The sequence below is a fragment of the Carboxylicivirga sp. genome, assembly GCF_982718395.1.
Map to the genome: position 1 here is coordinate 23,894 of NZ_CEXQWX010000030.1, position 22,468 is coordinate 46,361.

The following is a 22,468-nucleotide window of genomic DNA, read 5'->3' on the forward strand; positions in this document are numbered from 1 at the left end:
TATAAATTATTGTTCTTACTTGGCATAACTGATCGCACGTGTTTCGCGAATCACCGTAATCTTAACCTGTCCCGGATAAGTCATCTCAGTTTGAATTTTACGGGCAATGTCATATGACAATTCTTCAGCTTCTTTGTCGGATGTTTTTTCAGCTCCTACGATCACACGTAATTCGCGACCGGCTTGAATAGCATATGTCTTCAATACGCCTGGATATGACAGTGCCAGATTTTCAAGATCTTTTAATCGCTTGATATAAGCCTCAATGATTTCCCGACGTGCACCAGGACGCGCACCTGAGATGGCATCACAGACCTGAACTATTGGTGCAATCATTGTCGTCATTTCTACTTCATCGTGGTGAGCTCCAATAGCATTACAGATATCTGGCTTTTCTTTGAACTTTTCAGCCAGCTTCATACCCAAAATAGCGTGTGGCAATTCCGGATCTTCATCCGACACCTTACCAATATCATGAAGTAAACCAGCTCTTTTGGCACGTTTGGCATTTAATCCCAATTCAGTTGCCATAATTGCACATAAGTTAGCTGTTTCACGTGAGTGTTGAAGCAGGTTTTGTCCATATGATGAACGATACTTCATTTTACCAACTAACTTGATCAACTCTGAATGTAAACCATGGATTCCCAAATCAATGGCAGTACGCTTACCTGTTTCCAGAATTTCTTCTTCAACCTGCTTACGAACTTTATTTACCACTTCCTCAATTCTGGCCGGGTGAATACGACCATCTGTCACCAACTGATGCAGTGCTAAGCGAGCAATTTCACGACGCATGGGGTCAAAAGCTGATAACACAATTGCTTCCGGTGTATCATCCACAATAATTTCCACACCTGTTGCGGCTTCTAAGGCACGAATATTACGCCCCTCACGCCCAATGATACGGCCTTTCATTTCATCAGAATCAATGTGGAAGATGGTGACTGAGTTCTCAATGGCCGTTTCAGTTGCTACACGTTGAACCGTCTGCAATACAATACGCTTTGCCTCCTTATTGGCATTTATCTTTGCATCATCCATAATGTCATTGATGTAAGACATGGCTTCAGTCTTTGCTTCAGCTTTCATGCTTTCAATCAGCATTTCCTTGGCTTCATCACCTGACATTCCTGAAATAGCCTCCAGTTGCTCTACCTGCTGTTTATGCGCTTTATTAACCTCTTCGGTTTTCTTTTCAACAATCTCCAGTTGCGCGTTCAGGTTTTCACGAATAACCTCCACCTCTTTCTTCTTGCGGTTGCTTTCTTCAATGCGTTGCGAAAGATTCGACTCTTTTTGTTTTAACTTATTTTCGGCATTTACCATTTTAGAATTACGCGAGTTGATTTCCTTCTCATGCTCGGTACGTAACTGTAAAAACTTTTCCTTCGCCTGTAAAATCTTATCCTTCTTAATTACCTCGGCTTCCGCCTCAGCTTCTCTCACAATTTTCTCGCTTCTTGTTTTCAATGCCTTGGTAATAATCAACCATGTTACCAAACCACCCAACAATAATGCTCCAATTGCGATTCCTATTACTATTGATAATTCCATATTTATCGCATTTATATATAACAAAACCGCATTATTCTATCTTATTCCTCTTAAAGAAATAAAATAAACAATGCGGGTAAATTTCTAAACTACAAATACTTATCTAAAAAACCCTATCCGTTTTTTCAGAAAGTACATTATCTAATTGCTCATTTAAATCGCGAACCATTTCAATAAATGGATCAACATCATGCCGGTTTTCCAATTCCAATAATTTAATGACGTATTGCAATGTTGCCATCGCTAAAAAATCTTGCACGTCTTTATCCGAATAACGTTGTTTATATTGTAAAACCTTTTCGTTGATTAGTTTAGCTGCTAAACGAATCCGCTCTTCATCATTACGATCAATTCGTAATGGGTAATACCTATCGGCAATATTTACACGTATCGAGAGTTTTTCGTCCATTTAACTAGCTTAACGGTTTAAAAGCGCAATACACTTATCAATTTCCCGCACAATCTGGCCAATCCGTTTTTTGGTCTCAACAGCCTCAGAGCTGCCCGTAACCAAATCTTTCGTTATTTTTAAATTGTTGAAACGTTGCTCCAGATTATTGTACTCTCTGGATGCATTTTCTAATTGACTTGTCAATTTATCTTTCTCATTTTCCAACATTTGCACCTCTGACTTTAAGCTTTGGTACTGCTGAACAAGTCTGTTTATTTTATCTTTTAACTCAACAATTAATTCGCTATTTGGATTTGTCATGGCCAAATTTTTCAATACAAAGTTAACATTGGTTTTAAAATATAAAAAAAAACCTTTAACTCTTTTGATGGTTAACCTATCATACAATTGTTTGTTTTTAACGACATGGTTATCCATTTAAAAAGCAAGATAATTAAAATTCAGCTACATTTGCTGTCCGTATGATGAAAACTGAGCGAAGGAATAGAATGGAAGATTGGCTGCCAACGTCAGCAAAGGAAGTTGAACGACGCGGTTGGGATAGTGTGGATGTAATTCTTTTTACCGGCGATGCCTATATCGACCACCCTGCGTTTGGCGCTGCAGTGGTAGGGCGTATGCTGGAAACTCACGGCATGAAAGTAGCCATCGTGCCTCAACCGAACTGGCGGGATGATTTGAGAGACTTTAAAAAACTGGGACGCCCCAATTACTTTTTCGGAGTGACAGCCGGTGCCATGGACTCCATGGTGAATCATTACACCGCCAACCGACGTCTCCGCTCTGATGATGCCTATACGCCTGATGGACGTGCAGGTCAGCGCCCCGACTATGCTTCGGCTGTTTATACCAAAATATTAAAGGACCTTTATCCGGATGTCCCGGTCTTATTAGGTGGTATAGAAGCCTCGCTCAGACGAGTGACCCACTATGACTATTGGTCAGATCAATTGAAGCAGAGCATCCTGGCTGAATCACAAGCCGATTTGATGGTATACGGTATGGGTGAACAACCCTTGCTGGAAATCATACGCTTGTTGGATCGTGGTGTGCCATTGGAAAGTTTGAAAACCATTCCACAAACGGCCTTTTTGCTTGACCATGATAGTGATTTACCCAAAAATAAAAACTGGAAGGACATTGAACTCTTCTCACACGAAGAGTGCCTGGAAGATAAAATCAAGTATGCCCGTAACTTCCGTCATATTGAGGAAGAATCAAACCGGTGGAATGCCGCTCGTATAAGCCAGGTGGTAGGCGATCAGAAAGTGGTGATAAATCCACCTTATCCACCAATGAGCACTGGCGAACTGGATGCCTCGTTTGATTTACCATATACACGGTTGCCTCACCCCCGTTATATTGCCAAAGGACCGATACCTGCCTTTGAGATGATTAAATTTTCGGTGAATATGCACCGTGGCTGTTTCGGAGGCTGTAGCTTTTGTACTATATCGGCTCATCAGGGGAAGTTTATCGCTTCCCGTTCCAAAGAAAGCATCCTGAAAGAAGTGGATGACATTACACAAATGCCTGGTTTCAAAGGTTATTTATCTGATTTAGGTGGTCCCAGTGCCAATATGTACAAGATGGAAGGCAAAAATTTGCGTATCTGTCAGCGTTGTACACGCCCTTCATGCATCCATCCTAACATTTGCACCAACCTGAATACTGATCATGGTGCCATGACCGATTTGTATAAGGAAGTCAGTGATCACCCTGCTATAAAAAAGGCTTTTGTTGGCAGTGGTGTGCGTTATGATATGCTGTATAATTCAATGGCTTCATCAGAAGAAAGGGAAAGCCACCAGGCTTATATGCAGGAATTGATTCAGCATCATGTATCGGGACGCTTAAAGGTGGCTCCGGAACACACATCGGATCAGATACTGAAAATTATGCGCAAACCTTCGTTTAAGCTCTTTCATAAGTTTAAGGCCGATTTTGATCGTATCAACAAAGAAAAGCAACTCAACCAGCAGATCATCCCATATTTTATTTCGAGTCATCCTGGAAGTGAAGAGCTGGATATGGCCAATCTGGCTTGTGAAACACATGATCTGGATTTTAAGCTTGAGCAGGTACAGGATTTTACACCAACACCCATGACGGTGGCTACAGTGATCTATTATGCGGGTGTTCACCCTTATACACTGGAGGAAACCTATACACCGAGAACTAAGAATGAAAAGCTGCAACAACGCATGTATCTTTTCTGGTATAAGAAAGAATACCAGGATAAAATTAAAGAGCGTCTGAAGAGTTTTAAGCGCTTTGATATGATTAAGAAACTTTTCCCGGACAAAGAGAGTAAAAGATCCAATGGTAGTGCCAACAAAAGCAAACGCAAAAACTTTAAAAGAAAGCCAAAATATAAAAAGAGATAAAGCCGGACATCATCCAAAACACTATGAATAGAAACACTATGAAACAAATTATCTACATTTTATCTTTAGTTGTATTAACCGCCTGTGCCGAATTGACAGCTGTTGTGGATGCTTATAATGCATCAGCACCCTTGAGTGAAAATGAAGTAGCAAGCGGGCTACGTGAAGCGCTTCGTGTGGGTACAGACTCTGCAGCTGCCCGCTTAGGTCATACCAATGGCTATTATGGTGACGAACTGGTAAAAATAATGCTCCCGGAAGAAGCAGATATAATTGTAAAAAACGCTTCTAAAATTCCTGGCGGTGATAAAGTGATAGAAGATGTGATCATGCACATTAACCGCGCAGCAGAAGATGCAGCTAAAGATGCCGGCCCGGTTTTTTGGGGTGCCATTAAACAAATGACTATTACCGATGCATTCAACATTCTTAAAGGTGAGAACAATGCTGCTACCCAATATCTGAAACAATCAACTTATGATGAGTTATTTAAATTATATAACCCAAAGATCCAGACTTCACTTGATAAGGAAATTGCAGCCGGCATCTCTCCTAACATGTCATGGGAGACGCTAACCAGCAAGTGGAATAAGATTGCTGATAATCCATTTGGACAGATGGCAGGACTTAATACGGTGAGTGTGGATTTGGATGCCTACCTGACTGAACAGGCACTAAACGGCTTATTCCTCAAGATTGCTGAAGAGGAAGCCAATATCCGCCAGGATCCTTTAGCCAGGGTGAATGATATTTTAAAGCGCGTATTTGGTAGTTAAGCGAATTATTAATGAAATTTCAACGTCTGTAAGGTTATATCTCTTGCAGGCGTTTTTTATTGTATGAAGATCATCAAGATATAGTGCATGTTAACATTAAGTGACGAACAACAAGCCATTATTAATTACGAAGGTAACCTGAAGGTAAATGCAGTTGCCGGATCTGGTAAAACAACCACAATTCTGCAGTATGCGGCTCATCGGCCCAAAGCTTCTATCCTATACCTGGCCTTTAACAAATCGGTTAAAATGGAGGCCGAGCAAAAGCTGGCACAATTAAACCTGCAAAACGTGCGGGTAGAAACAGCTCATTCTTTGGCATATAAATACCTGAGTCCATATCGTCGCTACAAAATACGTTTTGATTACAAAGCGCTTGAAATCGCTCAAATTCTTGGACTCAGCCCCAAGGGTGGCGATATGTACCATCTGAAACTTGCCAGCCACATCTACCAGTTTGTGCGTTACTTCTGCAATTCACAGGCACAAAAAGTTTTGGAGCTTAATTATCTGGAAACCATCACCAATATGGAGAGCTTGGCATTTGCTACCGAGCATTATGAAACGATCAGTCACTACACGCGGGTATTTCTGGCCAAAATGCAACGGGGCGATATTGATATTATTCATGACTTCTACCTCAAGCAGTTTCAATTGAGTAAGCCGCTCCTATCCTACGATTATATTCTGTTTGATGAAGGTCAGGATGCTTCTGGTGCGATGCTCAATACCTACCTGCAACAACCGGCTACTAAAGTGGTTATTGGCGATCAGCATCAGCAGATTTATGGCTGGCGTTTTGCCACCAATGCCCTTCAGCAGTTGGATTTTCCTGAACTACATCTGAGCCGGAGCTTTCGTTTTAACCAGGAAATTGCACGCTTATCGAGTTCTATCCTGGGCCTGAAAACTGAGCTGGGACAAATGCCCAAGGTGAAAATCCAAGGTATGGGCACTCATCGTAACATTCAATCAAGGATTACTCTGGCCCGGTCCAATAGTAAACTTGTATCCAAAGCCATTGAATTGCTGATCCAACAGAAAGATGTCAGTAAAATCTATTTCGAAGGCCAACTACAGTCTTACACTTTTTCTGAAGAAGGTGGTTCCATCTATGATGTGTTAAACTTGTATAATGGACAGCGTCATATGATTAAAGATGATTTGCTTAAAACCATGCCGTCGTTTGATCACTTAAAAGACTATCTGGAAGAGACTTCCGACACATCATTAAGAGCTTTGGTTGATTTGGTGGAAAAATACAATAAGGATATTCCTTTCTTTATAAGCAGAATTAAGGATTGCTGTGTTGACGAAACACAAAAAGATCAGGCCGAGATGATTTTCTCTACAGTACACAAGGCAAAAGGTATGGAATACGATCAGGTGTTTGTGTGCGACGACTTTATTAATGAGCAACAAATTATTGATTTGAAACCTGCTATTAAAGCTCAGGAAACTAATCCTGGCACGATTTCCGAAGAGATTAATCTCTTGTATGTAGCTGCCACACGGGTTAAATCAAAACTTCACATCCCCATCTCTTTATTGCCTGCCAGCTATCACATTAACGACCGTCAGACAGTTACAAATGAATTAAACCTGAAGGTTCGCCTCAAGCCCATTAAACAAAAACCGGCTCGTAGCAATCAATACTGGTCACACAGCGAAGAAGCTGAATTAAAACAACTCTATATCCAGGGAAAAACAGTTAAAGAAATTGCCCTGTTACTTGGCCGCAGTCAAAGTGCTATTATCAAACGGGTTGATAAGCTGGATTTATGGTTTTGATATTATAGAAAAAATACCAATATTCAAGACTTAAGATCCATGATGATTTTAAAATACGCTTTGGCTTCGCGCAATTTGGAAAATGGATAATGCTTAATTGATTAAATAAACAGAAGAAATACAAACCAAACATGGACCTAAGAAAAATATTCTTCTTGCTTCCTATTTTATTATTTTTTGTAGGAAGTGCTTCTTCACAAATTAAAGAACAAGTATTTTTTAATAGAACTTTTTGCTCAGACTCTTATTCGGATTTCTTAAAAGCAGAAGTAACAATAAAGAAAGATAAATTATCGGTTACTTATTATAGCTATAAAAAAGATTGGAAGAAAATAAAGAAGAATGTATATGAATCAATTTGTGACAGCGTCTACATTAATAAAAGTGTAGGATTTAACAGGCATACAATACCCTATAGTAATCATGTGATTTATAAAATTATAGTAAAAAAGATTGGGCCAGAACTATTTTCTTTTAAGGAATATAGTTATAACAATATTTTATTACGCGAAGGTATTTGCAAGTCCTATTTTCCGTTGGTAAAACATGAAAAAGTAATACAGTATTATCCTGATGGAAAAATTAGCAGTATAAGTGAATATGATAATAATCTATTCTTAACATCCCAAAAATGGAGGAAAGATGGCGTAAAAAGTAATAACGATGTTTATATGGAAGTGGAAATTGCTCCTAAACATAAAGAGAAATCCTTAAAAAACTATTATGCCCAACTACTTGGAAGTATTAGCTATCCAATAAACCCGGGTAGAGAGAAATTTGTTGAAGGGATTTGTATAATTGAGTTTATACTTGATAAGCATGGTGAAATTAAAGATTTACAGTTTATAGAAAACACTGATTTTCCTGTTATTGACAACCAAATTTGTAATTATATAAGAGAAAATAAGGATGGCTGGACCCCTGCGGAAATTTCAGGAAAGAAGGTTGATTACATTGTTCAATTGGTAGTTTCATTTAGCGAAAGTTAGTTGCAAATATCATGTCCTTAGGAAGATGAGTAATTACTATTGCGACATCAGGTGTGAAAGCATAATTTGAGCTGACTATTTTATATGATTCGTATCTTTGGCTTTCACCGCCAAACTCATGATGTGGCTTTTGAAATGTTTAAAAATGAAGATTTTAACAATTGTAACATTATCGACTTTTACATTAATTTGCCATGGCCAAAGTAATTGTGATAGTCTTATCTATTGGACTAATGATGAGAAGTATCAACAATATGATGCTATTGGATTCCATCATCAATTGCACATGTTCCTGGGAGAAAAGGATTTTGTCTTTCAAAAATATGATCACCATTTGGACTTGTTTTATACAATATTTGGTATTTACGAAGTTGATAGCTGCTATAATATGAGTGCGAATTATGATTGGCCAAATACGATAGAATTTTGCTTGAAAAATAAGGCTAATGAATGTATGAAACGAATAAAAGCAAATCCATTCTATTACAAAGGTATCAATTGGGAAATACACAATGATAGTATTTTCTTAGAGTGGAAAGATGATTGGTTTAAATCCAGAACTATAAAATACAAGTTTGAAGTTAAAAGAAAATAAGTATATGCCCACTCACAACTATATTTATTCCTTTAAGTACGACATCCATAACGACGAATTATGCAAGCTGGAATCAAGACAAATATTTAATCAGGAAGAAAAAAACAATTTGCTGTTTTCTAATATCAAAGTTGATCCCTCAATAAGTCCTTTTATTAAAAGCCGGTTTGAAATTATTACATCAGCAGAAGACTATTCCGCATTGTTGGAAAACATCAGGCAGGAGAACATTCATATGGATGGTTTTAAAGCTGAATACCTGGTGTTGGATGGTGATTCTACCGGATATGCCGAAAGGCTTAATAAGCTAAAAGATGTTGGCTATTGCATAGAAGGTGACCCCGATTATATTAGCCCATCAATTACTTACTCAATATGCTATTACAAAAACATTTGGTATTTCGGAGTTTTAGTAAAACATGACACCGCCTGGTTTAAACACAAGAAGAAACCTTTCTCATTTAGCAGTGCTATCAATATGGATATTGCTAAAACGCTTGTCAGTATTGCATCCAAAGGCAACAAAAGCAATAGGTTATTAGATGCTGGTTGTGGCGTTGGTACAGTCATGCTCGAAGCCTGTATTTCAGGCTTTAACATTGAGGGATGTGATATACACTGGAAGGCCTGTCAGGCAACGAGAAAAAACCTTGCCCACTATGACTATACCGCCAATGTATATCGCTCCGATATAAAGGACATCAGCAATAAGTATGATGCTGCCATTATTGATTTGCCATACAATTTATTTAGCCATTCTGATGATGATAATACTTTGCACATAATAGAGTCAGCAGCTAAAGTAGCCCCTCAAGTGGTTATTGTATCTACATCAGATATTCAAACTTTAATAGAGAAATCGGGGCTGAGAATTTCTGATTCCTGCGCTGTTGGGAAGAAAGGGAAAAAATTTGCAAGAAGTATATGGGTGTGTGAAAAGAAAGGTTAATTAAATTCTCTTAAGCACCAAGCAACAAGGCAATTAACAAACTAAGATAAATAATGAAATTTAGAATTAAAGACACAAAAACAACGATTAGAATTATTGCAATTTATCAGATAATTGGAGGTACATTAGGATTAGGTCTAATTGGTTGGTTACTCCTTCGAACCGGACAAATTAACGGACCTCTTTTATTTATCTTCTGTCTGGCATTCTTTCTTTTTGGTCTTTCAATACATTCAGGTAATTTGTTATTAAAAGAAGGAAGTTTAAAGACCGGACTAATATTTTCGTCGATATTACAAGGATTACAGATAATATCAATTGGAATTAGTAGATATACATATGAGTTCTTTTCTGGTGTAAAGACCACAATTGGTGTTGACTTCACAAATGGATTCGAGTTTAATGCAAGTGCTGCTTTTTCTACTTTTACGTTTAACCTTAACTCATCTGATATCAATTACTTCATAAAGATTAATATTCTGGCGATAATAGTTTTATCAATTCTAATTGATATTTATGAGGAACTTTATAAAAAGAAAACCATCAAAGAGACAAATGCAGCAGAACCACGAACTAATGATGATGTAGATTTGCAAAATAATGAGAACGAAAAAAGTTTCACCCGCTTGGATAATTAAAATTCCGTTATAATCCGGGGCAAATGCATTTAAGAATAAATATACCACCCCGGTTATCTCCACTATTCGCTTAGCGCATTAAAAGCGCTTAGCGAGTTTTTGTTACAAGTGAAGAGTTGGTTTGATCGTTAAGTTGTTTACCATACCTTATAATCTTCTAAGTTGAATGAATTCAGGCGGTAGCAGTTGGTCTTAAACTATTTAGTTTTTCTCCTAATGCCTCTTAAGGCCTCAGCTTCCAAAGGATTATCCGGCCAATGATGCTTAGGATACCTGGCCTTCAGTTCTTTCTTCACTTCGAAATAAGCATTATTCCAGAAGCTGGCTAAATCATTGGTAATTTGAACCGGTTTAAATCCGTGTGACATGAGGTGCATCAACACATTGACCTGTCCGTTGTTCACTTTTGGGGTCTCCAACATACCAAAAACCTCTTGGAGCCTGACGGCCAGCACAGGTGCATCGCCATTGGCCTGATAATTTAGTTTTATATTTGATCCGCTGGGAACTTTAATTCGATCAGGTGCTAACTCATCCAACAGCACCTGTAAGGAATATTCCAGATGATGCTGCAATACATTTTTCAGATCAATCTTCTTTAAATCCTCCGGCTTCTTAATGGTATTCAGGTACGGTGCCAGCCAATCCTCATTGGTAATTAATAGATTTTCTGTAGATACATCTGGCCAATTATTATCCTTATCCCATTGGTGCAATGATAAAATACGATTTTGCCACTGTATCACTTCTTTATCGAAGTTCAGCAACCAACTTCCCTCCTTTTTTATTGCTTCGGTGATTGCTTTGATCTTAAGTGCTTCATCATAATGCTGCAATGGTTTACTCTGCAAGATGATGTTGCCAATCCGAAGCTCTGTCTGAGCTTTAAAACCACCTCGTTTGGTATCCCAGCTAACCGAATTGATACTTTTAACCATCGGTGCCAAATCCTGCGGGTTCAATGGCGAAGCCAGAAATATTTTTCCCAAACCATCTCTTGCATTGACATTGGCAATAGCCAACCAGCCTTCATGGGCCAGGTCATCCTCGTGTCCGGCTACTGCAATGCTTCCGTTGGCTAGTTTAAACTGTGCATTATTACCCGGCTTGGCATGGGCAATACGTTCCGGAAAGGCGAAAACCAATAAGAGTCCCGTTTCATATGGGTCAACCGGGTTATTTTCTTCCTCAACAGACAACAAACGACGGTATTGCTCAGCCATTTTTGCTATTCGCCCAAGCTTTTTGTTCTTGAGTTCACCCAAGCGATGACGACGCAGTGCATCAATGCGTTTATTCAGATCAATACCTGCTTCTTTACCCAATGGGTCTCGCTCTTCTAACAGAGCAGCAATATCACAGGCCAAGACAGTTAAATCTTCCTCTTCTGCCATTAACAACATATGTGCCAATCGCGGATGACAAGGTAGGCGATGAATTGCTTTACCATGGGTGGTGATTCGATTATTTTCCAAAGCATCCAATTGATGCAATAAATCACTTGCCTGTGCCACGTGTCCCTTTGGTGGCGGCGTTAACCAGGTCAACTGATTGATATCATCAACACCCCACTGAGCCATCTCCAATACCAATGTTGCTAAATCAGCTTCTTCAATTTCAGGAGTTCGGTGTTCTTGTAATCGATTATGCGTAGCTTTGCTCCACATCCTGTAACATACCCCCGGACCAAGGCGTCCCGCTCGTCCGGCCCGCTGATCGGCCGAATCCAATGTTATATCAACAGTTTCGAGTCGTGACAAGCCGGAGTTCGGATTAAACTTCAAAGTTCTGCTAAAACCACAATCCACCACTACCTTAACACCTTCAATGGTTAAACTGGTTTCGGCAATGGAAGTTGCTATTATGATTTTTCGCTTACCATCACAATGTGGCATAATGGCCGCATATTGCTTATTAGGTGGCAATTGCCCGTATAAAGGATGAATGGATAATTGGGAATGACGTTTCTTTAAAATCGCTTCACATGACTTAATCTCAGCTTCTCCTGGTAGAAAAACCAGAATATCCCCGTCCTGCTCTTTTACTGCTTTACTTACCATGCGAGCAGTTAATTCCGGCAACATCATCACATCATTTTCACCTTCATGAATTATTTTAACAGGATATTGTCGTCCCTGACTAATTACTGATGGGGCGTTTAAGAGTTTAGTCAACTGCGGCATATCCAAAGTGGCTGACATTATCATCAGGCGCAAATCAGGACGCAGCACTTGTTGTGCTTCACGCGATAAAGCCAGTGCTACATCAGCAAAAAGACTTCGCTCATGAAACTCATCAAAAATGATCAATCCAACACCTTCAAGCGCATTATCACTTTGCAACATTCGTGTCAATATACCTTCTGTAACTACTTCCAATTGTGTTGCTTCACTTACACAATTATCAAAACGAATTCGGTAACCAATTCGCTGACCAGCCTTCTCTCCAATTAACTCAGCCATCCTCATAGCAATGGTGCGAGCTGCCAGTCGACGCGGCTCAAGCATAATAATCTTTTGCCCACCAAGCCATGCTTCGTCCATCAATGTTAAAGGAAGCAAGGTACTCTTCCCTGCTCCTGGTGGCGCATTAACAATGAGCGTATTACCCGTATTTAAATGGCCTTTTACATCATCAATGATCTCAGTAATTGGTAAATCTATGTTGTATGGATTGAAAGTCACTATACCGCTATTTTGATGCAAAAGTAGAGAATAAATCGGGTAAATATTTTGTACATTCACGTAAATTCTAACCAAATAATTGATTTATGATTAAATTCACGCGTGTCATCCTGATGACTATTCTATTTTCCTTTACTGCGTCGATCGGTAAAGCTCAGTCAACACAATTATTTTCACCAAGTGATTCAGTTCCTAAAATTGAACTGAGATACCTTCACCCCTTTTATAAATCTTTGGATAAACAAGGATTGCTCAGTGGTGGTTACGATATTGCATTTTCATACCCTATTAATCGTACTTGGAATGTACAAGCATCAATACCATTGCTTTTTGCTAAATATGAGTTTGAATCGTATTATTATGGATACGGAGGTGGTTATGGATACGGCTACCTGGAACCAGACGTAATTTCTAAAAAAGATAATGCAATAGGTAATATAATGATTGGAGTACAATCAAATCGTTTCTTGCAAAAGAATCGAGTGTTCAGCTTTGATCTGCAACTATTTTTACCAACCGCACCCAAAGATTACAACGATGCTGCTGATTATGCCGCCTATGCTAATGTGTATGAATTTCAAAAATACCTTTGGGATGTTACTTCAGTTGCAGTAAAAGGTACATACAGTTCTAATCCAGAATCAGGTTGGATTTACGCTATGAGCGGAGGTGTCATGTATTTAATAGGAGGTTCAAATTCTGGTCTTGATGATGACCTTTGTGTCAGTTATATGTTAGGAATGGGTTACAAAGTAAAATCATTTACTTTTGGAATTGATTATCAAGGATTAATTAATCTAACCAATGATTTTTTAAATGATTTTAGAGATCGTATGTTTGACGCAGTTAATATTGGAGCTCAATATTCATTTGGAAACTTCCAGCCATCATTATTCTATTCGGTTAATACCAGAAACGATTTGAGAGACTTTATTTCGGGTACTCTAGGCCTTAAATTGGCTTACCGCTTTGCTAAATAAACAAAAGCCTGTCATGGATTCTCTTCCTGACAGGCTTTATTCTTTTTTTAACTTTTTGCTACTCTTCTATCCCATAATCCTTACCAAACTTCTCAACCACATAGTCGATATCTTTATCGCCACGTCCCGAGAGATTTACCAAAATGGTTTGGTCTTTTGAAAGGCTTGGTGCCAGTTTAAGCGCGTATGCGACGGCGTGTGAGCTTTCCAAGGCTGGAATAATTCCTTCCAAACGTGCCAGTTGCATAAAAGCATCAATGGCTTCTTTATCAGAAATTGTTTCGTAGCTCACGCGTTTTATATCTTTTAGATATGAATGCTGGGGACCAACACCGGGATAATCCAATCCGGATGCTACTGTGTTAACAGGTGCCGGTTCGCCTTTTTCATCCTGAAGCAAATAACATTTAAAACCATGGATCATTCCAGGTTTTCCCAATGTTAGCGTAGCTGCATGATCACCGGTATTAAAGCTGGTGCCCGATGGTTCAACACCATAGATATTAACGCCTTTATCTTCAAGAAAAGCTGTAAACAATCCAATTGCATTTGAACCACCACCAACGCAAGCTATGAGGTTATCAGGTAATTTGCCGGTCATTTCCTGAAACTGCTCTTTGGCTTCCCGTCCAACTACTGCCTGGAAGTCGCGCACCATCATCGGGAAAGGATGTGGACCAACTACCGAACCAATAGCATACAATTGATTAACCGGATCTTTCAGGTAGGCTTCAAAAGCTGAATCAACAGCTTCTTTTAATGTTTTTAAGCCATGAGTAGCTGGAATTACATTAGCACCCAAAATACGCATACGCACCACGTTTGGATGTTCTTTGTAAATATCCACTTCACCCATATAGATATCACACTCTAATCCAACTAATGCAGCAGCCGTAGCCAAAGCCACACCATGCTGCCCGGCACCTGTTTCGGCAATAATCTTTTTCTTGCCCATCTTTTTGGCCAACAATGCTTCACCAAGACAATGGTTGATTTTATGTGCTCCTGTGTGATTTAAATCTTCGCGCTTAAGGTAAATTTGCGCTCCGCCCATCTTATCGGAAAGGTTTTTGGCATGAAATACCGGTGATGGGCGTCCTGTGTAGTGTTTCTGAAGGTAATATAACTCTTCTTTAAACACCGGATCATCTTTAATTTTTTCGTACGCCTCGGTAATCTCCTGCATAATAGGCTCCAGCATTGGTGGTACAAAGCGACCGCCGTACTCACCAAAAAAGCCTTCTGCGTTAGGCATCACCTCATTGGCTAATAATGATTTGTCCATTTAAATTGTTTTTAAACCTTTGATTTTTAATGATCATCAGGTTGCAGTTAATAATACTATATAAAAGAAAAGCCGCAGGTGGAATCCTACGGCTTTCTTATATTTTATTCATCAACCAACTATTCCACCTTGTTCAAAGTACAGCAATGCCACCAATAAGAATGAAATAATTGATTTGTCATTTTTCAGTAATTTAAATACAAGTATAGTTAATTAGATTGTTCATGTCAAAATCTTCAGCTTATTTTTGAAGCATGACGTATAATTGACCATGAACAAATCGGGTTACTCTTACTTTTTCTCCTTTTTCTATATAACCAGTTTCTGCCACTGCATCATATTGTTCGTCAGCAATTATAATCTTACCTGATGGACGTAATGTAGTGAAAGCAATCGCCTCCTCTCCAACTAAGTCGCCCAAAGATGCTTCAACACCAATGTACCCCATCTCCACATTTTCTTCGGTTTGCAATGCAATCCTGGCTCCAAATGTGGATGATGATAATAGTTTTTTGCTGAGATAGATAATAGCTAATAAAGAGCCAAATAAACCTGAAAGAACTATACCTAATGCCTCCAGTAATTTATTAAAACCAACGCCATCAAAATTAAACAGGTCATTATCCAGGAGACTTAAAGTTAATCCACCAACTACCAACACAATTCCTGAAACTCCGGCTACACCAAAGCCGGGTATTACAAAGACTTCGAGTCCAATGAGCACCAGTCCGATAATAAAAATAACGATCTCCCAGTTGGCAGCCAGTCCATCAATATAAAGTGGTGAGAAATACAGAACTGCGGCAATGGAAGCAGCTAACAAAGGAAAACCTACTCCTGGAGTTTGTAACTCAAAATAGATGCCTCCCATAATTACTAAAATCAGAATCCCTTGCAGTATTGGACTTGTTAAAAAGCCCTTTAATCCATCGTAAAATGAAGGTTTAAAAGTGGTTATTTCATACTCATCGATATCAAGATGTTTCAACACATCTTCAATGTTATTGGCCTGCCCTTCACAAAAACCATTGTCGATAGCTTCAAGTGTAGTAAAGGTCAGTATTTTACCAGTGTCAACAACATTTTCAATATAAATACTTTCGTCCACCATAGCTTCGGCAATGTGGGGATCACGGCGCCACACGTAAGTAGTATCTTTACCTGATACTATGGTGTCTTTACCATGTGCTTCCGCTGTTGCACGAATAGTTGACCTCATATATGACTGGTATTTATCAGGCATCTTCTCCCCGCTCTGATTCACCACTGTTGCGGCGCCAATGTTGGCACCCGGTCGCATATAAATACTGTCGCAAGCAATGGAAATTAATGCTCCTGCCGATGCAGCATTGTTATCAATAAATACGTGAACAGGAATATGACTATTCAATATTTTGGTACGAATAGAATCGGCAAATACAACCTGGCCACCATAAGTATTCATGTGTAAGAGTATAACATCTGCATCCATAGCTTCAGCCTCAGCGAATGCTTCCTGCGTATGAATCCATGATGTACTTCCAATTTCCCGGAATATTTTATAAGTATAAACTTGCGTTTTTATGCTGTAACTTTCTTCAGCAATCAACTGAAATCCAGCCAGCATAATAATTAAAAAACTAAGAGTAGCTTTACGAATCATCTTTTTACAATAATTAGGTTGCTTAAAAGTAACAGAAAAATAGTTAACAACCAGTATTTATTTTTCCTTTTAATTAATGTACTAAACAGCTGTGTGTACATTATTAAAGGTACATTGTCAATATTATGAGGCTGTCCAACTTACTCAGTTCAATTGTGTCTATATCCTGAACTTTCATTGTCGGTTATTGTTTGTAGTTTGTAATTAAAAATTCATCAGCATGTACAAAATACAATTATCGACTCTTCTTTTATTCATGTTTATATTAATGGCTTGCCAAACCAGCCAGAAGAAGGATAATAAAACGACAGCAAATTTGGCACCTGGAACACATGAAGCTACGGCCAGTGAAGTGATTCAAACGCCTTCGTATACTTATATTTTAGCTAAAGAAGATAAAATAGAAAACTGGATTGCTATTCCCAAGCGAGAGGTTGAACAAGGACAAACCTTTTTTTATGATGAGGGATTGGAAATGAAGAACTTCGAAAGCAAATCCTTAGGACGCGTTTTTGAAACAATTTATTTTGTACAAGGCATTCGGGATGTTGCGGATAAAACTAATGTTAAATCTGCCGGTAAAAAACTGAATAAAACATCGGGCATTGCCAAAAAAGACATATCAATAGAGCAGCCAGCCGGTGCGCTAAGTGTTGCACAAGTATACCAACGCAAAGCCGAACATGGAAACCAACAAATTACCATCCGAGGCGAAGTGGTTAAAGTGAATGATGGTATTTTGGGTGTTAACTGGGTACATATTCAGGATGGTTCCAGTTACGATGGTGATTTTGATTTAACGGTTACCACACTGGAAACATGCCAGGTAGGTGAAGTGGTTACTTTCGTTGGTAAAATAAGTTTAAACAAAGATTTTGGTGCCGGATATACTTACCCTGTTCTTATGGAAGAAGCGGTAAAGGTGCACAATCAGTAGGTTATATTATACCCAATAATTAAAAGGCTTCCATAATTGGAGGCCTTTTAATTGTTCACCACTGCATAACGAAAACAACTTGTCACATGGTCATTAACCATACCTGTAGCCTGCATATAGGCATAACAAATGGTGGACCCCACAAACGAAAACCCATCCTTTTTGAGCTGTTTGCTCATGCGATCAGAGATCTCTGACGTGGCTGGTATTTCCGAATCATCTTTAAATTGATTGACAATCGGCTTGTGATTAACAAATTGCCAGATGTAATGATCAAACGAACCATGCTCCTTCTGAATCTCTAAAAACACTTTGGCATTTTTAATAGCCGCATTAATTTTCATACGGTTGCGGATAATACCGGCATTTTGAAGCAACTCGGCTACCTTATCATCGTTGTAAGCAGCAATTTTAACGGCATCAAATCCATCAAAGGCTTCACGGAATGCCTCACGCTTATTAAGAATCGTTGACCAGCTTAATCCTGCCTGAAAAGCTTCGAGAATAAGAAATTCAAATAGCTTATCATCATCGTGTAATGGAGTACCCCATTCATTATCATGATAATCCATGTATAATTGAGACCCCTTACACCAATTGCATCTGTTTTGCATGTTATTTTGTTTAGAGATGTGTTAAATCAGCGATACACTTTTAGAAACTGTTTAAGTTTTATCCTTCGGTTTATTTTGGCGACTTAAGCCCTCATACCTCTGCAAAAAATCTTTAAATAGCGATGCTATTGTTCATCCGTAATTGTTTTTAATGGTATTCACGAACTTACGTTTCGCATCAATTTTGCCTTGTCTGAGAACTTAATTAGCTCTGCTGAAAGTTGTTTCATCCAAACTGACTCACAAAAACAAAATTTAAACAGTTTCTATTTCATTAAATGATGAATTTACACAATTCATAGGAAGCATCAAACAAATTGTATTCGCTATTTATACTAATACCAAATTAGTTCCTTTCCGGCTGCTGATGTAACTTTTGGAGATTATTGAAGTATTAAGTTCATAACCTGCCTGATACCTCTTTAATCGCCATTAGATCTATTGAATGAAAAGCATATTGTTGATATTAGCTTTGTTATGGTTTGCAACTACTCAGGCACGCAGTCAAAATAATGAAGTAGTATTTAATGACTATACTGGCTTCAAAGCCAATGCCATTTATGTGGAAGGGTTTATAATGAATTCATCAGACTACAATTATGGCTATCCAACACTTAATTACGAGCGATACCTGGATAAGCTTTACAGACTTTCTTTCCGTATTGGCATTTCAAGTGACTTTGATAAAACCATAAATATACCTTTCTCAATAAACTGGCTAACTGCTTCTCTTAAAAATCACCATCTTGAGTTTGGTGCAGGCACTATTATCAGTATCAATGACTATACCTATGAAGATAATAACCTGGTTGCATATGGTGTTTTTGTACCATTGATGTACCGGTATCAAAAAGCCGGAGGATTGATTATCAGAGCAGGTGCTAATATGGTATTCGGTTTGGATAAATTTGTGGCTCCATCAGTGAGCATTGGTTATAATTTTTAGTACTCTTTCATAATACCATTAACATTTCCAATGCTTAATTCAGGTAGAAAAAAAGCGCCCCAATGGACGCTCTCTAAATTATTTCTTGTAGTATTTCAATGCTTCAGGCATATATTCTTGCAAATTACGAATACGAGTATCATCTGCAGGGTGAGTACTTAGAAACTCAGGTGGTTTTTGTCCACCACCTTCAGCCATACGCTCCCAAAAAGGAACTGCTGCCTGTGGATTATACCCGGCCATTGCCATAAAAATCAAGCCCATTTTATCAGCTTCAGTTTCATGTGTCCTTGAATATGGTAACATAAAACCAACTTGCGAGCCCAAACCAAAAGCTGCCATATAAATGGCTTTGGTCTCTTCCGGCTTTTCGTTGATCGCAACCGAAAGTGCGGCACCTCCCATCTGAACACCCATCTGGTGACTCATACGTTCATTACCATGCTTGGCTACCGCATGCGCAATTTCATGCCCCATCACAACAGCTAAACCTTCCTCATTCTTTGTATATGGAAGAATACCTGTATAAAACACCACTTTACCACCTGGCATACACCAGGCATTGGGTGTATCATCTTCAACAAGATTAAATTCCCATGCGAAATCTTTAATATGACTGGCATGGCCATTATCAGTCATGTATTTTTCAACAGCTTTGGCAATACGCTGACCAACCTTCTTAACAAGTTCTGTTTGTTTTTTATCGGTTGATAATTTATTCTCATTCAGAAACTGATCATATTGGCTAAAACTCATCGCCATCATTTCTGAATCTGAAACCAGATTAAGTTGTTTTCGCCCTGTAATTGGTACAGTGGAGCATCCATAAACGATAGCCAACAGTAACATTGAGCTAATCAGAACCGGCCATTTGTTTGTCAATTTCTTCATAATCTGTTTAATAATTAATTTTCCAGGTTAATTGATGAATTACAAATTTAATGTGTCACAACGAAACAATTTCTATTTTTGTCGAATCATTCTAACTCTTTTCGAAAGCGATTTCATGAACACACTATTTAAGAACCACTTAAAGTTGCATTTTGTTGTTTTACTTTATGGTTTTACAGCGATTCTCGGAAATTTAATCTCATTACCGGCTCCACAATTGGTCTGGTACAGAATGTTTATCGCTTTTGCTGTCTTAGGTGGATTTATTTGGGTTAAAAGAATACCTGTTGCTATTGGACACCGCCAGATCCTTAAAATCATGGGTGTTGGTCTAGTAGTGGCCTTTCATTGGATTACCTTCTTCCATGCTGTTAAAATATCCAATGTATCTGTTACGCTTGGTTGTATGGCGTCCGTCACGCTTTTTGCCAGTTTTCTTGAACCTATCATATTCAAAAAAAGGATTAAGTGGATTGAAGTCTTTATCGGATTGTTGATAGTTGGTGGTTTATACATGATTTTCCAATTTGAAATGCATTATTGGCAGGGAATTATAACAGCCTTACTATCTGCATTTTTAGCAGGCTTATTTACAGTTTTAAACAAATCTTTTATTAATAAACACTATCCTGTTACAATAAGTTTTTACGAGATGATCAGTGGCTTTATCAGTATTGGTATATTTCTATTAGTGACCGATGTATTGCCATTTGATTTGTTAATGCCAACTTCCACAGATGTCTTGTATATCCTGATATTAGGAGTTGTTTGCACCGCGTATGCCTTTGTTGTAGCTGTTGATGTAATGAAAGTTTTATCGGCCTATTCGGTCGTTTTAGCAATTAATATGGAACCTGTTTACGGCATTTTACTGGCCTTTTTCATCTTTGGGAAAAGTGAATTTATGTCAATGGGGTTTTATGCCGGGACCATTGTTATACTGGCTGCTGTGTTTTTACACCCGATTCTTGAGCGCAAAATGAACAAATAAAGCTTATTGTTCATCTTTTTACACTCATTAATGAACAATTAGGCCTTCAATGAATTATAATAGGCATGAAGGTTTTACTAACAGGTGCAAATGGTTATATCGGTAAACGTTTACTCCCAGCCCTTGTGCAACAAGGGCATTATGTCTATTGTCTTGTTCGTGACCAATACCGCTTTCATGCGCCTGAATCCATTTATCCCTTTATTGAGATTATTGAAGCCGATCTTACCAAAGCTGAAACATTAAAAAAGATACCGAAAGATATTGATGTTGCTTATTATCTGGTTCATTCAATGTCGAGTGATAAAAACTATATGGACAAAGAGAAATTGTCTGCCATTAACTTCCGAAAGGCTATTGATAGTACAAATGTCCGACAGGTAATTTTTCTAAGTGGAATTATTAACGAACAAAAGCTCTCTCCTCATCTGCAATCGCGTAAAAATGTTGAATTAGAACTTGCAAAAGGTACATATAAGCTGACAACCTTAAGGGCCGGAATTATTATTGGTTCAGGTAGTGCTTCTTTTGAAATCATACGTGACTTAGTAGAAAAACTTCCCGTAATGATTGCCCCTAAATGGCTCAATACACATTGCCAGCCCATTGCAATATCTGATGTTATCCGGTTTCTGATTGCCTGTCTTGGAAATATTCAAACTTATAATGCCAGCTTTGATATCGGTGGTCCCGACATACTGACATATAAACAAATGTTGCTCGGGTATTCTCGAGTCAGAAAGCTGAAACGATATATTCATGTTGTTCCGGTAATGACTCCACGACTGTCGTCCTATTGGTTGTATTTTATCACTTCTACATCTTATAAACTGGCTACTTCTCTGGTTGACAGTATGAAAGTAGAAGTTGTTTGCAGAAATAGTTTAATTAATGAGTTGCTTGATATATCACCGATTAGTTATACTGATGCTTTAAAAGCCGCTTTTGGTGAAATCAAGGATGAACAGATTCTTTCAAGCTGGAAAGATGCACTAGTGGTCAACAATCTTGATTTTAAACTATCTGATTTTATTGAAATACCAACTTACGGGTGTTTTATAGATAAAAGATTCCAAAAGATGACTAAACCTTCTGTATGCCTTGAAAGAATATGGCGTATTGGTGGCGAAACCGGCTGGCATTTTGCCAACTGGTTATGGCAATTGCGGGGATTTATCGATCGATTATATGGTGGCGTGGGCTTAAGAAGAGGACGAACACACAGAACAAAGATCAACAATGGCGATGTCATTGATTTCTGGCGGGTTGTTTATGCCGACAAAACTGAAGGTCGCCTGCTTTTATATGCTGAAATGAGATTGCCCGGAGAAGCCTGGTTAGAGTTTAACTTATCTGAAAACGAGTTGATTCAAACAGCAACCTTTCGTCCTAGATCGGAAGAGC

The 22,468-nt window shown here is 38.5% G+C and carries 20 protein-coding genes; 12 read left to right on the forward strand and 8 right to left on the reverse strand.

Annotated elements, in window-relative coordinates:
- Window positions 1-15: 15 nt before the first annotated feature.
- The 3 genes from rny to AC4MRQ_RS07925 all read right to left on the reverse strand — a co-directional run bounded on the left by rny (window position 16) and on the right by AC4MRQ_RS07925 (window position 2,269).
- Window positions 16-1,557, reverse strand: coding sequence for a ribonuclease Y (gene rny, locus AC4MRQ_RS07915; RefSeq protein ID WP_491197123.1), 1,542 nt, complete (start codon window positions 1,555-1,557; stop codon window positions 16-18).
- 103 nt (window positions 1,558-1,660) lie between these two features.
- On the reverse strand, window positions 1,661-1,966 hold the full coding sequence (locus AC4MRQ_RS07920; protein WP_491197124.1) for a cell division protein ZapA: 306 nt from the start codon (window positions 1,964-1,966) through the stop codon (window positions 1,661-1,663).
- Between the two features lie 9 nt (window positions 1,967-1,975).
- Window positions 1,976-2,269 carry a coiled-coil domain-containing protein gene (locus AC4MRQ_RS07925; protein WP_491197125.1) on the reverse strand — a complete coding sequence of 98 codons (294 nt, stop codon included), beginning with the start codon at window positions 2,267-2,269 and terminating at the stop codon, window positions 1,976-1,978.
- A 161-nt stretch (window positions 2,270-2,430) separates the two neighbouring features.
- On the opposite strand from AC4MRQ_RS07925, the gene AC4MRQ_RS07930 reads away from it, so the two are divergent.
- The 7 genes from AC4MRQ_RS07930 to AC4MRQ_RS07960 all read left to right on the forward strand — a co-directional run bounded on the left by AC4MRQ_RS07930 (window position 2,431) and on the right by AC4MRQ_RS07960 (window position 10,094).
- On the forward strand, window positions 2,431-4,356 hold the full coding sequence (locus tag AC4MRQ_RS07930; protein ID WP_491197126.1) for a YgiQ family radical SAM protein: 1,926 nt from the start codon (window positions 2,431-2,433) through the stop codon (window positions 4,354-4,356).
- Between the two features lie 38 nt (window positions 4,357-4,394).
- On the forward strand, window positions 4,395-5,132 hold the full coding sequence (locus AC4MRQ_RS07935; protein WP_491197127.1) for a DUF4197 domain-containing protein: 738 nt from the start codon (window positions 4,395-4,397) through the stop codon (window positions 5,130-5,132).
- Between the two features lie 87 nt (window positions 5,133-5,219).
- Complete coding sequence (locus AC4MRQ_RS07940) at window positions 5,220-6,923, forward strand: UvrD-helicase domain-containing protein (protein WP_491197128.1); 1,704 nt, start codon at window positions 5,220-5,222, stop codon at window positions 6,921-6,923.
- Between the two features lie 131 nt (window positions 6,924-7,054).
- Window positions 7,055-7,912 (forward strand): energy transducer TonB, encoded by an 858-nt coding sequence (locus tag AC4MRQ_RS07945; RefSeq protein WP_491197129.1) that lies wholly within the window; start codon window positions 7,055-7,057, stop codon window positions 7,910-7,912.
- Window positions 7,913-8,057: 145 nt separating this feature from the next.
- The gene (locus tag AC4MRQ_RS07950; protein WP_491197130.1) at window positions 8,058-8,507 is read left to right on the forward strand and encodes a hypothetical protein; all 450 of its coding nucleotides are present in this window, start codon (window positions 8,058-8,060) and stop codon (window positions 8,505-8,507) included.
- A complete protein-coding gene (locus AC4MRQ_RS07955) occupies window positions 8,488-9,456 on the forward strand; it encodes a TRM11 family SAM-dependent methyltransferase (RefSeq protein ID WP_491197131.1) in 969 nt (322 codons plus the stop codon). Before AC4MRQ_RS07950 ends, AC4MRQ_RS07955 begins: the two co-directional genes overlap by 20 nt.
- 53 nt (window positions 9,457-9,509) lie before the next feature.
- A complete protein-coding gene (locus AC4MRQ_RS07960) occupies window positions 9,510-10,094 on the forward strand; it encodes a hypothetical protein (RefSeq protein ID WP_491197132.1) in 585 nt (194 codons plus the stop codon).
- Between the two features lie 197 nt (window positions 10,095-10,291).
- On the opposite strand, the gene hrpB is transcribed toward AC4MRQ_RS07960, so the two are convergent.
- Window positions 10,292-12,778 (reverse strand): ATP-dependent helicase HrpB, encoded by a 2,487-nt coding sequence (gene hrpB, locus AC4MRQ_RS07965; RefSeq protein ID WP_491197133.1) that lies wholly within the window; start codon window positions 12,776-12,778, stop codon window positions 10,292-10,294.
- A gap of 86 nt (window positions 12,779-12,864) precedes the next feature.
- On the opposite strand from hrpB, the gene AC4MRQ_RS07970 reads away from it, so the two are divergent.
- Complete coding sequence (locus AC4MRQ_RS07970; RefSeq protein WP_491197134.1) at window positions 12,865-13,758, forward strand: hypothetical protein; 894 nt, start codon at window positions 12,865-12,867, stop codon at window positions 13,756-13,758.
- A 58-nt stretch (window positions 13,759-13,816) separates the two neighbouring features.
- Here AC4MRQ_RS07970 and trpB read toward each other — a convergent pair whose 3' ends face one another.
- Together trpB and AC4MRQ_RS07980 are read right to left on the reverse strand one after the other, a co-directional pair.
- Entirely contained in the window at window positions 13,817-15,043 is a 1,227-nt protein-coding gene (gene trpB, locus AC4MRQ_RS07975; protein ID WP_491197135.1) for a tryptophan synthase subunit beta, read from the reverse strand.
- Between the two features lie 241 nt (window positions 15,044-15,284).
- Window positions 15,285-16,685, reverse strand: a complete 1,401-nt coding sequence (locus AC4MRQ_RS07980) for an NfeD family protein (protein WP_491197136.1) — start codon at window positions 16,683-16,685, stop codon at window positions 15,285-15,287.
- A 220-nt stretch (window positions 16,686-16,905) separates the two neighbouring features.
- Between AC4MRQ_RS07980 and AC4MRQ_RS07985 the strand changes: the two genes are divergently transcribed.
- A complete protein-coding gene (locus AC4MRQ_RS07985) occupies window positions 16,906-17,622 on the forward strand; it encodes a hypothetical protein (RefSeq protein WP_491197137.1) in 717 nt (238 codons plus the stop codon).
- A gap of 47 nt (window positions 17,623-17,669) precedes the next feature.
- Here AC4MRQ_RS07985 and AC4MRQ_RS07990 read toward each other — a convergent pair whose 3' ends face one another.
- Window positions 17,670-18,236 (reverse strand): DNA-3-methyladenine glycosylase I, encoded by a 567-nt coding sequence (locus AC4MRQ_RS07990; RefSeq protein WP_491197138.1) that lies wholly within the window; start codon window positions 18,234-18,236, stop codon window positions 17,670-17,672.
- Between the two features lie 445 nt (window positions 18,237-18,681).
- Here AC4MRQ_RS07990 and AC4MRQ_RS07995 point away from each other — a divergent pair, with 445 nt between their 5' ends.
- A complete protein-coding gene (locus AC4MRQ_RS07995; protein WP_491197139.1) occupies window positions 18,682-19,182 on the forward strand; it encodes a hypothetical protein in 501 nt (166 codons plus the stop codon).
- A gap of 78 nt (window positions 19,183-19,260) precedes the next feature.
- Here AC4MRQ_RS07995 and AC4MRQ_RS08000 read toward each other — a convergent pair whose 3' ends face one another.
- Window positions 19,261-20,073, reverse strand: coding sequence for a M48 family metallopeptidase (locus AC4MRQ_RS08000; protein ID WP_491197140.1), 813 nt, complete (start codon window positions 20,071-20,073; stop codon window positions 19,261-19,263).
- A gap of 115 nt (window positions 20,074-20,188) precedes the next feature.
- On the opposite strand from AC4MRQ_RS08000, the gene AC4MRQ_RS08005 reads away from it, so the two are divergent.
- Together AC4MRQ_RS08005 and AC4MRQ_RS08010 are read left to right on the forward strand one after the other, a co-directional pair.
- Window positions 20,189-21,064 (forward strand): DMT family transporter, encoded by an 876-nt coding sequence (locus AC4MRQ_RS08005; RefSeq protein WP_491197141.1) that lies wholly within the window; start codon window positions 20,189-20,191, stop codon window positions 21,062-21,064.
- Between the two features lie 65 nt (window positions 21,065-21,129).
- Window positions 21,130-22,468 (forward strand): DUF2867 domain-containing protein (locus AC4MRQ_RS08010; protein WP_491197142.1); only part of this gene is annotated, 1,339 nt, incomplete at its 3' end.

Excerpts from the sequence above, each read along its gene's own strand:
- rny (WP_491197123.1), bottom strand. The coding sequence starts at position 1,557 with ATGGAATTATCAATAGTAATAGGAATCGCAATTGGAGCATTATTGTTG.
- AC4MRQ_RS07930 (WP_491197126.1), top strand. The coding sequence starts at position 2,431 with ATGATGAAAACTGAGCGAAGGAATAGAATGGAAGATTGGCTGCCAACG.
- AC4MRQ_RS07985 (WP_491197137.1), top strand. The coding sequence starts at position 16,906 with ATGTACAAAATACAATTATCGACTCTTCTTTTATTCATGTTTATATTA.
- AC4MRQ_RS07995 (WP_491197139.1), top strand. The coding sequence starts at position 18,682 with ATGAAAAGCATATTGTTGATATTAGCTTTGTTATGGTTTGCAACTACT.
- AC4MRQ_RS07920 (WP_491197124.1), bottom strand. The coding sequence starts at position 1,966 with ATGGACGAAAAACTCTCGATACGTGTAAATATTGCCGATAGGTATTAC.
- AC4MRQ_RS07960 (WP_491197132.1), top strand. The coding sequence starts at position 9,510 with ATGAAATTTAGAATTAAAGACACAAAAACAACGATTAGAATTATTGCA.
- AC4MRQ_RS07935 (WP_491197127.1), top strand. The coding sequence starts at position 4,395 with ATGAAACAAATTATCTACATTTTATCTTTAGTTGTATTAACCGCCTGT.
- AC4MRQ_RS07970 (WP_491197134.1), top strand. The coding sequence starts at position 12,865 with ATGATTAAATTCACGCGTGTCATCCTGATGACTATTCTATTTTCCTTT.
- AC4MRQ_RS07925 (WP_491197125.1), bottom strand. The coding sequence starts at position 2,269 with ATGACAAATCCAAATAGCGAATTAATTGTTGAGTTAAAAGATAAAATA.
- AC4MRQ_RS08000 (WP_491197140.1), bottom strand. The coding sequence starts at position 20,073 with ATGAAGAAATTGACAAACAAATGGCCGGTTCTGATTAGCTCAATGTTA.
- AC4MRQ_RS07980 (WP_491197136.1), bottom strand. The coding sequence starts at position 16,685 with ATGATTCGTAAAGCTACTCTTAGTTTTTTAATTATTATGCTGGCTGGA.
- trpB (WP_491197135.1), bottom strand. The coding sequence starts at position 15,043 with ATGGACAAATCATTATTAGCCAATGAGGTGATGCCTAACGCAGAAGGC.
- AC4MRQ_RS07940 (WP_491197128.1), top strand. The coding sequence starts at position 5,220 with ATGTTAACATTAAGTGACGAACAACAAGCCATTATTAATTACGAAGGT.
- AC4MRQ_RS07950 (WP_491197130.1), top strand. The coding sequence starts at position 8,058 with ATGAAGATTTTAACAATTGTAACATTATCGACTTTTACATTAATTTGC.
- AC4MRQ_RS07945 (WP_491197129.1), top strand. The coding sequence starts at position 7,055 with ATGGACCTAAGAAAAATATTCTTCTTGCTTCCTATTTTATTATTTTTT.
- AC4MRQ_RS07990 (WP_491197138.1), bottom strand. The coding sequence starts at position 18,236 with ATGCAAAACAGATGCAATTGGTGTAAGGGGTCTCAATTATACATGGAT.
- AC4MRQ_RS08005 (WP_491197141.1), top strand. The coding sequence starts at position 20,189 with ATGAACACACTATTTAAGAACCACTTAAAGTTGCATTTTGTTGTTTTA.